General features: G+C 46.1%; 9 protein-coding genes. 1 reads left to right on the top strand and 8 read right to left on the bottom strand.

Features of this window, described 5'->3' with window-relative positions:
* Positions 1-67: 67 nt before the first annotated feature.
* Positions 68-2,137 (bottom strand): glycine--tRNA ligase subunit beta, encoded by a 2,070-nt coding sequence (gene glyS / locus HGO26_RS20680; RefSeq protein ID WP_168827611.1) that lies wholly within the window; start codon positions 2,135-2,137, stop codon positions 68-70.
* 10 nt (positions 2,138-2,147) lie between these two features.
* Positions 2,148-3,053 (bottom strand): glycine--tRNA ligase subunit alpha, encoded by a 906-nt coding sequence (gene glyQ, locus HGO26_RS20675; protein WP_006084781.1) that lies wholly within the window; start codon positions 3,051-3,053, stop codon positions 2,148-2,150.
* A 117-nt stretch (positions 3,054-3,170) separates the two neighbouring features.
* On the opposite strand from glyQ, the gene HGO26_RS20670 reads away from it, so the two are divergent.
* Complete coding sequence (locus HGO26_RS20670) at positions 3,171-3,761, top strand: DNA-3-methyladenine glycosylase I (protein WP_168827609.1); 591 nt, start codon at positions 3,171-3,173, stop codon at positions 3,759-3,761.
* Between the two features lie 170 nt (positions 3,762-3,931).
* Here the strand turns inward: HGO26_RS20670 and HGO26_RS20665 are convergent, their stop codons facing one another.
* From HGO26_RS20665 to fadB, 6 genes are all read right to left on the bottom strand, one after another.
* On the bottom strand, positions 3,932-7,120 hold the full coding sequence (locus tag HGO26_RS20665) for an amidohydrolase family protein (RefSeq protein ID WP_168827607.1): 3,189 nt from the start codon (positions 7,118-7,120) through the stop codon (positions 3,932-3,934).
* A 244-nt stretch (positions 7,121-7,364) separates the two neighbouring features.
* Positions 7,365-7,811 carry an MOSC domain-containing protein gene (locus HGO26_RS20660; RefSeq protein WP_168827597.1) on the bottom strand — a complete coding sequence of 149 codons (447 nt, stop codon included), beginning with the start codon at positions 7,809-7,811 and terminating at the stop codon, positions 7,365-7,367.
* A 48-nt stretch (positions 7,812-7,859) separates the two neighbouring features.
* A complete protein-coding gene (tusA, locus tag HGO26_RS20655; RefSeq protein WP_168827595.1) occupies positions 7,860-8,105 on the bottom strand; it encodes a sulfurtransferase TusA in 246 nt (81 codons plus the stop codon).
* A 175-nt stretch (positions 8,106-8,280) separates the two neighbouring features.
* Positions 8,281-9,447, bottom strand: a complete 1,167-nt coding sequence (locus HGO26_RS20650) for a diguanylate cyclase domain-containing protein (protein WP_168827593.1) — start codon at positions 9,445-9,447, stop codon at positions 8,281-8,283.
* A gap of 243 nt (positions 9,448-9,690) precedes the next feature.
* Entirely contained in the window at positions 9,691-10,854 is a 1,164-nt protein-coding gene (gene fadA, locus HGO26_RS20645) for an acetyl-CoA C-acyltransferase FadA (protein WP_014609502.1), read from the bottom strand.
* Positions 10,855-10,876: 22 nt separating this feature from the next.
* Positions 10,877-13,027, bottom strand: a complete 2,151-nt coding sequence (fadB, locus tag HGO26_RS20640) for a fatty acid oxidation complex subunit alpha FadB (protein WP_168827581.1) — start codon at positions 13,025-13,027, stop codon at positions 10,877-10,879.
* Positions 13,028-13,199 lie beyond the last annotated feature (172 nt).

The following is a 13,199-nucleotide window of genomic DNA, read 5'->3' as shown; positions in this document are numbered from 1 at the left end:
GTATAAGAAATCAGGCCAATAAAAAACGCGCTTAAAAGCGCGTTTTTTATTGGTGCTTAGCGGCACATTATTGCAGTAATGAGATATCCGCTACGTGCAGGAACTGCTCGCGTAGATTATTCAACAATGCTAAGCGATTGTTTTTCAATGCTTCATCATCCGCCATAACCATCACATCTTCGAAGAACTGATCCACGCTTTCACGCAGGCCAGCTAACAAAGTTAAGGCTTGTTGGTAATCGGCATTGGCAAATAAAGGTGCCAACTGTGGTTGCAGCTCATTCAACTTGGCCGCTAATGCTTGCTCTGCGGCTTCGGTTAACAAACTCGCATCGATAGTAGTTGGTAAAGCGCCTTCAACCTTAGCCAGAATGTTGGATACACGTTTGTTCGCTGCTGCAAGTGCGCCAGAAGCTTCTAGGTTTCTAAAGTGTGATACCGCATTGATACGGCTATCAAAATCAGCAGGGCGTGTTGGGCGACGTGCTAGCACGGCTAAGATCACATCAACACCAATGCCTTTATCTTGATACCAAGCGCGGAAACGAGCCATTAAGAATTCAAGTACTTCCTCTGCAGCGTTTGCGTTGCTTAAGTTAGTACCATGGAGTTCCTGAGCTTTAGCTATCAGCGTTACTAAATCCAGTGGCAGTTTGTTCTCAACGATAATACGCAGCACGCCAATGGCTGCGCGGCGTAGGGCAAAGGGATCGGCTGCGCCTTTTGGTGCTTGGCCAATACCAAAGATACCGACTAAGGTATCGAGCTTATCTGCTAATGCGACTGCACAAGATACGCCAGCACTAGGCACTGTATCGCCAGAGAACTTAGGTTTGTATTGCTCTTCCATTGCAACCGCAACGGCTTCGGTTTCACCATCGAGGCGGGCGTAGTGCATGCCCATAGTGCCTTGAGTGTCGGTAAACTCCATCACCATATTGGTCATCAAATCGGTTTTAGATAACAAACCTGCACGTGCTGCATCAACCGCATTCGCGCCAGTTTGTCCGGCAATAAAGGCGGCTAGGGCAGAAATACGATTCACTTTGTCTTTTAAGGTACCGAGCTGCTGTTGGAACAGGACGGTTTCAAGACTAGGTAAACGCGATTCCAGCGTGTGTTTTTTATCGGTATTAAAAAAGAACTCGGCGTCGGCAAGACGTGGGCGAACGACTTTCTCGTTACCTGAGATAATTTGCGCGGGATCTTTAGATTCGATATTGGCCACAAAGATAAAGTTTGGCAGTAACTTGCCTGCATCATCAAAGACTGGGAAGTATTTTTGGTCGCCTTTCATGGTATAGACCAAAGCTTCAGACGGTACACTTAAGAATTTTTCTTCGAAGCTAGCGGTCAATACCACAGGCCATTCAACCAAAGAGGTGACCTCTTCAAGCAGGCTATCTTCGATATCCGCTGTGCCACCAATCTTAGCGGCGGCTTTTTCGGCATCGGCTTTGATTAACGCTTTACGGCTTTCGTAATCGGCGATGACTTTGCCTTTTTCTTTTAGGTCGGCAAGGTAGTGATCAGCATGGGCTAATTCAAACTGCTTGAGTCCCATAAAGCGGTGACCGCGAATAGTGCGTGCCGATTTAATACCCAGTAATTCACCTTCAATCAACTCACTGCCTAACAAGATAGTGGCTGTATGAACGGGGCGAATAAATTGGGTTTTATTATTGCCCCAACGCATTGGCTTAGGAATGGGCAATTTATCGAGGGCACGTTGCGCCATAGCAGCGATCAAACTTTTGGTTTCGACGCCCTCAACTTTGGCGTTATGGACTAACCATTCGCCTTTATCTGTAACTAAACGTTCGGCTTGCTCAACGGTAATGCCATTACCACGTGCCCAACCTTCGGCGGCTTTAGTCGGTTTGCCTTCAGCATCGAATGCTGAACTCACTGCTGGGCCGCGTTTTTCAACGACTTTGTCAGCTTGTGCAAGGGCAAGTTCAGTGACGTTAATTGCCAGACGACGTGGCGCTGCGTACCAAACGGCTGAGCTGAACGCTAAATCGGCTTTGGTGAGTTCTTCAGTAAAGTTAGCTAAAAAGGATTCAGCCAGTTTACGCAGTGACTTAGGTGGTAATTCTTCCGTGCCTAACTCTATGAGTAAGTTTTCAAAATTCATGTTTTTACCTCTACTTACACATTGGGAAGCCAAGCGCTTCGCGTGCCTGATAATAAGATTCAGCGACCGCTTTCGCCATAGTACGAACACGTAAGATGTAGCGTTGGCGCTCGGTAACTGAAATGGCATGGCGGGCATCGAGCAGGTTGAAGGCGTGTGAGGCTTTCATCACTTGCTCGTAAGCGGGCAGAGGTAAGGGTTTTTCTAGCGACAATAAATGCTGACACATTTTTTCGCACTGATCGAACAGGGTGAACATAAAATCCACATCGGCGTGTTCGAAGTTATAGGTCGATTGCTCGACTTCGTTTTGATGGAACACATCGCCATAGGTGATTAGGCCTAGTGGACCATCGGTCCATACGAGATCATAAACACTATCTACGCCTTGGATATACATGGCCAGACGCTCTAGGCCATAGGTGATTTCACCTGTGACAGGGCTGCATTCGATGCCGCCGACCTGTTGGAAGTAAGTAAACTGAGTCACTTCCATACCATTAAGCCAAACTTCCCAGCCTAAGCCCCAAGCACCTAGTGTTGGTGATTCCCAGTTATCTTCCACAAAGCGGATATCGTGGATTTGAGTATCAATACCCAGTGCTTGCAGTGAGCCTAAATACAGCTCTTGAATATTGTCAGGTGAAGGCTTCAACACGACTTGGAATTGGTAGTAGTGCTGCAGACGGTTAGGGTTTTCACCGTAACGACCATCCGTAGGGCGGCGCGATGGCTGCACATAGGCACTGCTCATAGGTTCTGGCCCTAAAGAACGTAGGAAAGTTTGTGGGTGGAATGTACCCGCGCCGACTTCCATATCTAGAGGTTGAACAATTGCACAGCCTTGCTGTGCCCAATATTCCTGCAGGGTGAGAATGAAACCCTGAAATGTTTTTACGTCGTGTTTTGTCGTCATGTCTACTTGTCTACTGCCGTCAGCCTGAATAGAAAATGGGTTCGATTATACCTTGTAGATATCTGCTTATGTAGGTTATTTTTTACCTTCTTAATTAAAACAATAAGGTTATATACCATGGAAGAGATCCGCTGTGGCTGGGTCAGTGATGATCCCTTGTATCGTGAGTATCACGACAAAGTGTGGGGGCGACCTGTTTATGATCCAAAGGAGCTGTTTGCTAAGTTGTGTTTAGATGGTCAACAGGCCGGATTATCTTGGATAACTATCCTGAAGAAGCAACAAAACTATGAACAGGCCTTTGCTAATTTTGAACCTGAGATTATTGCGACTTTCGATGAGGCGAAGGTAGAGGAGCTCATGTTGAATCCCGGTATAGTGCGCAATCGCTTGAAGGTGAACTCTATCATCAAGAATGCTAAAGGTTATTTAGCCTATACAGCCGATGGGAAGGATTTCTCTGCATTTTTGTGGAGCTTTGTGGGCGGTAAACCCATAGTTAATCAGATTAGGGCAATGTCGCAGGTTCCGGCACAAACACCAGAATCTGAAGCCATGTCAAAGGCGTTGAAGAAACTCGGATTCAATTTTGTCGGTCCAACCATTTGTTATGCCTTTATGCAGGCGGTGGGTATGGTGAACGATCACCTTGTCGAGTGTATTGCTTATCAGGCCTGTGTCGATTCCTGTGCTGAGCATAGCCACTAGAATCATTAATCGTTGGGCTGACTGATATTAAAGAAAACTCTTGTAGAGTATCCAAATACAAAAAAGCATGTTCCACGTGGAACATGCTTTTTGAGCTTCGCTGGAACTCATCTTGTTAAACTTAAACGGTCTCAACAGGAAAGCTATTCTCCTAGACTTGAAAGTTGCCCTTAGAGTTTCTCAAAGAAAAACGGCTTACGCTGTTCTTTATCCCCATTAAGTTCCTTCATAGTCTCTGCATCAAATAACTTACCATTGACCATAGTATGAGTGACTCTGTCGGTGACGCGAATGTCGGCTAATGGATCACCATCAATAACGATCAAGTCTGCGAGCTTACCTTCTTTGATAGAACCGAGTTGCTGCTCCATGCTAAAGGTCGTCGCTGGATTAATGGTGGCCGTTTTCAACACTTCCATATTGCTCATGCCGCCTTGGGCAAACATCCACATTTCCCAATGTGCCGCTAAACCTTCACGTTGACCGTGGGCGCCAATATTTGGGTGAACCCCTAACTTATTGAGCTCGTTAGCAACCTTAGCAACATTGAAATGATTGTAGTGGCTCTCTGGTGCATGGGGGCGTCGCATTGATCTTGCTTGTAAAATATCGGCTGGCACATACATGGATAGGCGTGGATGTGCCCACACATCGGTTTTATCATACCAGTAGTTTTCACCAGAAATACCACCATAGGCAACCACTAAGGTTGGCGTGTAACCAACTTGAGTCTGGCTCCAAAACTGTTTGATATCGTTATAGATTGAACCAACGGGGAGTGAGTGCTCAATCGTAGTATGTCCATCGGCGACCATGCTTAAATTATGTTGCAGCAAGCTGCCACCTTCAGGCACGACCATCATTTCGAGTTCACGTGCTGCGGCTATGACTTGCTGTCTCTGATTGCGGCGCGGTTGGTTATAGCTTTTTACGCTAAAGGCTCCAACTTTTTTCAGGCGTTCAAGATGGAATTTGGCATCATCTAGTGAGTCTATGTGCGATGTGTAGCCAGGCGCATTGGCACCATAAAGTATGGTGCCGGTGGAGAATATTCGTGGGCCAACAATATTACCTGCTTTTTGTTGCTCAGATGCGGCAAAGATTTCTGTGGTGTCATTCGAGGGATCGTGAATCGTGGTGACACCCAAGGATAAGCCTGAATACAGCGCCCAGTTCTGTTGTGGCACAATTTCATCATCTGCTTGCGGTCCATGGGCATGGGCATCGAATAGTCCTGGCATAATGGATTTGCCTTTGATGTCGATGATCTGCGCATCCTTAGGAATCGCAACATTGGCATCGCCTACGGCGACAATATGATTGTCTTTGACTATGACCACACCATTATCAATCACCTGGTCATTTTCCATCGTAATCACTTTGCCACCGACGAAGGCGATTGTTCCACGTGGAACATCGGCCTTTTCGGTAAAGCCTAAATCGATAATGCTTGGTTGTGCCTTTTCATCTTTGTCGCGATATTGAGTGTCAACCTTGGCTTGGTACAACTCGGGGCCAAGAGTCCAATATAGTTGGTCGCTTTTACTGTTCCAACTGATACTTTCGCCCGCACGGGCACTCAATTGGCTTACGGGTAGATTGCTGGCATTGGGGCCAATCTCAACTGTCTCGCCGTGTTTAGCAAAAGGTGTTACCCAAACCTTAAAGCGTTCAGCAAAGGCGAGTTGCTCGCCATCGGGTGAAACCCTAAATTCAGTTGCATGTTTGCTGCTGTAATGAACCCGCTTATCGAAGCCGTCTAAGTTGATGGATGATAACTGCGGCGTTTCATCTTCGCTGCTATTCATAAAAAAGACGCGATCAGCATTGGCACCGAATTGAGCTTGATAGCCATCGGTACTGATCTTGCTATTTTGTTTACCTTTAATATCGACTTTATATAGCCCGGGCTCCTGCGACCAAGTTCTTGGTGTGAGGTTACCGCCTTGAGTTTTACGATACACTACGAGTTCACCATTGGGTGAAAAGGTGGGTTCGACATACTTTCCTGGTTCAGATGTTAGCTGCTTAGGTTTGCCACCTTTGGCGCTAATCACTTGTACTGTGCCTTGGTCTTGGTCATTCCAAGTGGTGAAAACAATATTTTTACCATCGCGCGACCATTGGGGATAAAGTTCTGCAATATTTTTGTCTAGATCAGTTAAGCGCGACATTCTGCCATCGGGTAAGGATTTTAACCAAATTTTCCCCAGTGCTTCGAAGGCGACTTTGCTACCATCCGGTGAGACTTGCGCCATACGTAGCATTTTTACATCGAAAACGTCTTTATCGATATCTTGCTTAAAGCGCACCGAGGGTTGTATGGCTAACTCAGTTTTTACACTAAAGGGGATATCTGTGAGTGTTTTATTGGCAACATTCAGACGATTAATTTTTCCCTTAGCCCAGAAGAAAATATCCTTGTTATCTTGTGTCCATGCCATTGTTGGATAGACGCCATGAATGGCCCAAGTCTCTTGCATATCACGGTCAAGTTCGCCAAACAGTTTAGTCGTCTCTCCCGACTTAAGGTCGAGTAGGTAGAGTGATGACTGAAAATCATCGCGCTTAATATAGGCGAGCTTAGTGCCGTCTGGGCTCGGCGTTGGCCGAATTGCACCACCCGTGCCTTCGATTAATACTTCAATCTCACCAGTTTGAGTATCGTAGCGTTTTATTTTGTAGATACCGTTGACCGAGTCCTTTGAGTAATGGAATGTTTTACCCGGCGTGTCATCTTGGCTAAAGTAGATATAGCGACCATCGGGTGAATACGCGGGTTCACCTAAATCTTTCTCATCATTAGGACGCTCGGTCAATTTAACGCCTTCACCACCCGCAACGTGGTATAGCCACACTTCGCCCGCACCCAAACTACGACTGGCGGTAAAGTGCTTACGGGCAACCAGATACTGGGAGTCTGGGCTCCAAGCTGGACTGTTTAGCAGCCTGAAGGTTTCTTGGGTAACTGTTCTTGGGTTTTTACCATCAGCATCCATAATCCAAATGTTATCACCACCATCACCATCGGACGTAAAAGCAATGTGCTTGCCATCAGGGCTATAGACGGGCTGCATCTGCCAAGCTATGCCTTGGGCTAATGGCTTAGCTTCACCGCCTGTTACTGGAATTTGGTAGATGTCACCGAGTAAGTCGAAGACGATATATTTACCATCTGGGCTGACACTTAAGTTCATCCAAGTGCCTTCATTAACATCAACTTTGACTTGCACTAAGGGAGCATTCGCTGGAGCGTTAACATTCCAAGTCGATTCTTTCGTTTCTGTGGCGTTAACTGCGAGGGTATTCATCCCAAGAGTGAGGGCAATATAAAGCGGGGTAAGTTTAGAGTTCAACATGTCACTTCCTGTTATCGTTCTTATGGGCTACATGAGCGGTATTAATCACAAGATAAAGTTTTGTTAATACTTGGTGTAGTTATCGCATAAATAGATAGGAAGGAAAACGTAAATACTGTTTCAATTGATGTTCGAGCTAGAAAGCTGATATTTATATTAGGATTGGGACAACAGAAATAGAACCAAGTTATTTGGTTCTATTTATAGAGGAGTATGGAGAACTAGCTGAGATAGGCTGATTGGATTAGCTAGGAAAGAAAATTGCTATCTCATCACCTAAGTGGATCATAGCGTCATTCAATACCCTGCATGTTACACCTCCTCGCCAATCTGGGGTGAGTGCGGCTTCTAAACCAACATGTGCAATTTCCATTTTTTTACAAGGATCGGTCTCACCTGTAATTTCAAGTAGTAACTCACCAATCTGTAAATGTTTACCAACATCTGCACTGCTAAATACTAGACCATCAACGAGCAGATTTGCTCTGCGAGTCGTCCAAGGCAATTCTGCCTCGATAGCACGACAGGCTTGTTGCCATTGTAGTTTGGAAAGCACAGTGACTTGGCGTTTGCCTGGACGACCAAATACATCTTTCTCTACACCATTTAACTGGGTGACATTGGCACAGAGAACCTCATTCATTGGGCCGCGCTTTACAGTTTTATAGGCAATTGCCAGCAGTTTTGGCATAGTTCCTCACATCCTTTTTTAATGATTAAGTCGCTAAAACGATACGACTTAAAGTCCTTTTTTGATCAAATATTGGTATGGCGTCTGAGCCGTTTCGCTGGCGATAAGGGTGTGATCCATAAACTCACAGAAGCTTGGAATATCGCGTGTCGTTGCAGGGTCATCGGCAATGATCAGCAGTGTCTCGCCTGCAGCCATTTGTCTTACCGTTTTACGCACCATCATTACAGGTTCTGGGCAACGTAAGCCTATTGCATCGAGCCTATGCTGTGCGGTTGAGAAAGCGTCGTTCATATTACCTCTACTGAACGGTTAAGCAGAATTAGCTAATGTTACTCCAGCCCCCATGATAAACCAAGTTGGTGGTCTCAATTTGTGATGTGGTTTGATTGGTGTGCTTTTTGTCGTTACCAAAGCTAGAGATAAAATGTTCCACGTGGAACAAACTTATGGCTGATAGTAATTAACATTACTCAACGGCTTTATCAGCAGCGCTTTGAGATTGAGAGATTGGATGGATGACAGCTGTACTATTCTCTGGTGCTAAATCATTTGCTGCCGCCATAGTTTGTTGCTGCAATTTGGACGCCCGTTTGTAGCTATACATTTTTTGATCGGCTTTATGAATTAAGCTATTGGCTTCTTCATATTCATAGGGGCCAGTATCTGTAATGCCAAAGCTTAAGGAAATATTGTTTAGACTGAGTTTTATTTTTTGATTAAACCGAGTGATGAAATTCTCGCGAGCTTGTTCCTCACGGCAGTTAGGCATGATGATACAGAACTCATCTCCACCATATCGAAAACATTGATCTTCAGCACGAGTGGTTTCTTTAATCGCTTTTGCGACAGCACAAAGTACTTCATCACCTGATCTATGGCCTTGAGTGTCATTAAATAATTTAAAATCATCTACATCTAAGTAGATGACACATACAGGCTCGGCGCGTCTTTGGGCTGCTCTGAGTATGCGAGTTGCGGTTTCTTGTAAGTGCCTTACGTTGAGCAAACCTGTTAAGGGATCGGTTTGCGAGAGTTCTTCTAACTGCTGGGTCCGCTCTTTGACTTTGCTTTCCATGCTTTGGGCATATTTCTCGGCCTTATCTTTAGCGTTCTCAATCTCTGAGACTAAACTGCGAATATAAGTATCGAATACTAGTGTGACATCAAACAGCACGAGTTTATCAATTGCGGCTCGAATACGTTCGGCTTGACGTACATCTTGTACTGAGCCGTTGATCACGGCATAGATCAACTCCTTGAGTGTGTGTACCGCAGACAGGTAAAGTTTGGGCTCAACACCAATGCGTTTATGGACTAAACCAATCCGTAGGCGATTGTTTACGTACTCAAGATCATAAACACCATTAAATAAATCAAGCACATATCTTCTCTGTGCGGTACGCAGGCGGGCAAGGGTGTCTGAGTCTCCAATCAAGAGCGCAATTTCTGACACACTGGTTTGTAAGCCGTAAAAGTCGTCGACGATTTTATCTATGTTTTCTTCAATGATGGGCTTAAAGGATTGCAGGGCCTTTACGTCCGCCCCAGTAAAAGAGAAGAGTGCCTTACGAGACTCGATCTCCAGCTCAGTGATCCGCATTTGTTCGAAAAGGGTCTGTTCCGTTTGTAGCATCTGGCATTCCTCTGGTAAAACAACGAATTGCATCCTTGCACTACACTGCCTAGATTTGGCTGATGATTGCTTGCCTGTTGTCGTCCACAATAGCCAGTAATGCCCTTGTAGTTAAGTCGATAACGGACTGATTTTCAAATGAACAGCAGAAGAAATGAGAAATATTAATATTTACGATGGCAGAAGATTTGGCATAAAAAAGCCGGAACAAGTTCCGGCTTTGATGATTATTTGATTAACGAATTAAACGCGTTCGAACACGGTTGCGATACCTTGGCCTAAACCAATACACATGGTCGCTAAACCTAAGGTCGCGTCTTTGTCTTCCATCAAGTTGATCAGCGTCGTAGAGATACGCGCACCTGAACAACCCAGTGGGTGACCTAGTGCAATCGCACCGCCGTTGAGGTTGATTTTGTCATCAACCACATCCGCTAAGCCTAAATCTTTTACACAAGGTAAAGACTGAGCTGCAAACGCTTCGTTCAGTTCAATCACATCTAAATCGGCAACTGTGATACCGGCACGAGCCAGCGCTTTTTGCGTGGCTGGCACGGGGCCGTAACCCATGATAGCCGCATCACAACCCGCAACCGCCATAGAGCGAATACGTGCACGAATTGGTAAGCCAAGTGCGCGCGCTTTAGATTCTTCCATGATTAACATGGCTGAAGCGCCATCAGACAGTGCAGAAGAAGTACCCGCAGTGACAGTACCGTTAACTGGATCAAATACCGGACGCAGTGCTGCTAGAGATTCCATAGTCGTTTCTGGGCGGATCACTTCGTCTTGCAGGACTTTAATTAAGGCACCGTTAGCATCGTGACCTTCAATGCCATAGATTTCCTTGGCAAAACGGCCTTCAATCGTCGCAGCATAAGCACGTTGATGAGAACGTACTGCAAAAGCATCTTGCTGTTCACGGGTAATACCGTGCAGCTTACCCAGCATTTCAGCTGTTAACCCCATCATGCCAGAGGCTTTTGCCACGTTATTAGCAAGACCTGGGTGGAAGTCGACACCATGGCTCATAGGCACATGGCCCATATGTTCTACGCCACCGATAATAAAGGTGTCGCCCATGCCTGTCATAATCGCACGCGCCGCTTGATGGATAGCATCCATTGATGAGCCACACAGGCGGTTAACCGTCACAGCGCCAGCGGTTTTTGGAATGCCGGCTAATAGTGAAGCATTACGGGCAATGTTGAAGCCTTGCTCTAGGGTTTGTTGCACACAACCCCAAATCACGTCTTCAATTAGGTTTGGGTCGAGTTGCGGATTACGCAGCAACAGACCTTTCATCAATTCGGCAGACAGAGTTTCTGCACGCACATTACGAAATACGCCAGCCTTTGAGCGGCCCATCGGAGTACGGATGCAGTCTACGATAACAGCTTGTTTCATGATTAAATTCCTTTCCCGCTAATTAGGCTTGGTAGTAGCTACCGTTATTGGCTGCTAATGTACGCATCGCATCTGTGACTTGATACAGACCGCCCAAGTGAGCATATTTGTCTGCTAAGGCTACAAAGTTTGCGACACCCATGGTATCCAAGTAACGGAACACGCCGCCTCTGAATGGTGGGAAACCTAAGCCATAAACTAGGCCCATATCCGCTTCGGCAGGCGATGCGACAATACCTTCTTCTAAACAGCGCACGGTTTCGATGATCATAGGGATCATAGTACGGGCAATAATGTCATCGGCTTCAAAGGTTTTTAACTCGCCAAAGGCATCTTTCAATAGGCCGTAGCTCGTTGGATCGACATCTTTCTTCGGTTTACCACGGCTATCGACTGAATAGACATAGAAACCTTTGCCATTTTTCTGGCCAAGACGTTTGTTCTCAAACATCACATCAATCGCATCAGTGCCTGATTTACCCATTCGATCAGGGAAACCTTCAGCCATAACGGCTTGGGCGTGATGACCTGTGTCTAAACCCACTACGTCGAGCAGGTAAGCAGGGCCCATTGGCCAACCGAATTGTTTTTCCATTACCTTGTCGATTGCAGCAAAGTCGCCACCTTCGGCAAGTAAGCCGTTAAAGCCTGCAAAGTAAGGGAAGAGTACGCGGTTAACGAAGAAGCCTGGGCAATCGTTAACCACGATTGGGGTCTTGCCCATTTTGCTGGCGTAAGCCACAACAGAGGCGATGGTTTCTTCAGAGCTGTGCTCGCCACGGATAACTTCTACCAACGGCATTTTGTGTACTGGGTTGAAGAAATGCATACCGCAGAAACGCTCAGGTTTCTTCATGCTCTTAGCGAGCACGTTGATTGAAATCGTTGAGGTGTTTGACGCGATAATTGCATCTTCACTCACATAGCCTTCAACTTCGGCTAAAACCTGTGCTTTAATTTTTGGATGTTCAACAACGGCTTCAACGACGACATCACTGTGTTTGAGCGCAGCATAATCTAATGAAGGCGTGATGTTGTTCAGCACTTTGGCCATTTTTTCTGGCGTTGAACGGCCACGAGCAACTTGGGCAGACAGCAGTTTGGCGGCTTCATTGAGGCCTAAATCTAATGCTGGCTGGGCAATGTCTTTCATGACAATCGGTGTGCCTTTACTGGCGCTTTGGTAGGCGATACCGCCGCCCATAATGCCAGCACCTAATACGGCAGCGTTTTTCACTTCTTTGGCTAACTTACCCGCTTTTTTCGCTTTGCCTTTAACGAATTGATCATTAAGGAAGATACCGATAAGCGCTTTAGCTACGTCAGTTTTAGCCAGTTTGATAAAGGCTTGATGCTCGATTTGGAGTGCTTCGGTGCGGCCTTTAGTCGATGCTTGCTCAATCACGCTTACTGCGGCCATTGGTGCAGGGTAGTGTTTACCCGCAACAGCAAACACCATGCCTTTAGCTGTGGTGAATGACATCATAGCTTCAAGTTTTGGCAGTGTTAGTGCAGACAGCTTGCGGTTACGACGCGCTTGCCAATCCAACTTTTCAGCAACAGCATCTTTGAGCATTTGAATCGCAGCCGCTTCTAATGCTTCTGGCGCAACCACAGCATCCACAGCACCGACTTTCAGTGCATCTTCAGCGCGTTGGTCGTTACCTGTGGTGATCCATTCAAGTGCGTTATCTGCACCAATCACACGTGGCAGACGAACTGTGCCGCCAAAGCCTGGGATGATGCCGAGTTTAGTTTCAGGTAAACCGATTTTGGCTGTGGTATCTGCGATACGAAAATCCGTTGCCAGAATGGTTTCACAGCCGCCACCTAAGGCAAAGCCTTTGATTGCAGATGCTGTTGGGAAAGGTAAGTCTTCGAGTTTGTTGAAGACAGCGTTGGCTTGTTCAACCCAAGAGAGCAGTACGGCATCATCCTGTGCAAATAGGCCTAAAAATTCGGTAATGTCGGCACCCACAATAAAGGTATCTTTACTTGAGGTCAGCACTAACGCTTTGATATTGGAATTTTGCTTGATGCTGTCTAATGCGGCATCGAGCGAAGCGAGGGTTTCTCTGTCGAATTTGTTCACCGAACCGGGTGCGTTAAAGCACAGCTTGGCAATATTATCCTCGAGTAACTCAACTTGAATTGTAGGACTTTGGTAGATCATTGCTTGCTTCCTTTTGGCTTAAAAGTGATACCCACCATTATGTGTTGGTGCTAGTACGACTCTCTATCTCACAGCAGCTTCGGCCATCATTTGACCAGTTGTGTGCCAGTGTGCTTCGAAATTCGATAAATTACAACACCCAATTTAAACGACTGTTTAATTTCTTGTCGGC

The sequence above is a fragment of the Shewanella oncorhynchi genome, from assembly GCF_012584455.1.
GTDB classification, from domain to species: Bacteria; Pseudomonadota; Gammaproteobacteria; order Enterobacterales; family Shewanellaceae; genus Shewanella; species Shewanella oncorhynchi.
Note: the sequence above shows the minus strand (reverse complement) of the source record. Positions and strands in the feature narration are given on the sequence as shown.

Excerpts from the sequence above, each read along its gene's own strand:
- glyS (WP_168827611.1), bottom strand. The coding sequence starts at position 2,137 with ATGAATTTTGAAAACTTACTCATAGAGTTAGGCACGGAAGAATTACCA.
- glyQ (WP_006084781.1), bottom strand. The coding sequence starts at position 3,053 with ATGACGACAAAACACGACGTAAAAACATTTCAGGGTTTCATTCTCACC.
- HGO26_RS20670 (WP_168827609.1), top strand. The coding sequence starts at position 3,171 with ATGGAAGAGATCCGCTGTGGCTGGGTCAGTGATGATCCCTTGTATCGT.
- HGO26_RS20665 (WP_168827607.1), bottom strand. The coding sequence starts at position 7,120 with ATGTTGAACTCTAAACTTACCCCGCTTTATATTGCCCTCACTCTTGGG.
- HGO26_RS20660 (WP_168827597.1), bottom strand. The coding sequence starts at position 7,811 with ATGCCAAAACTGCTGGCAATTGCCTATAAAACTGTAAAGCGCGGCCCA.
- tusA (WP_168827595.1), bottom strand. The coding sequence starts at position 8,105 with ATGAACGACGCTTTCTCAACCGCACAGCATAGGCTCGATGCAATAGGC.
- HGO26_RS20650 (WP_168827593.1), bottom strand. The coding sequence starts at position 9,447 with ATGCTACAAACGGAACAGACCCTTTTCGAACAAATGCGGATCACTGAG.
- fadA (WP_014609502.1), bottom strand. The coding sequence starts at position 10,854 with ATGAAACAAGCTGTTATCGTAGACTGCATCCGTACTCCGATGGGCCGC.
- fadB (WP_168827581.1), bottom strand. The coding sequence starts at position 13,027 with ATGATCTACCAAAGTCCTACAATTCAAGTTGAGTTACTCGAGGATAAT.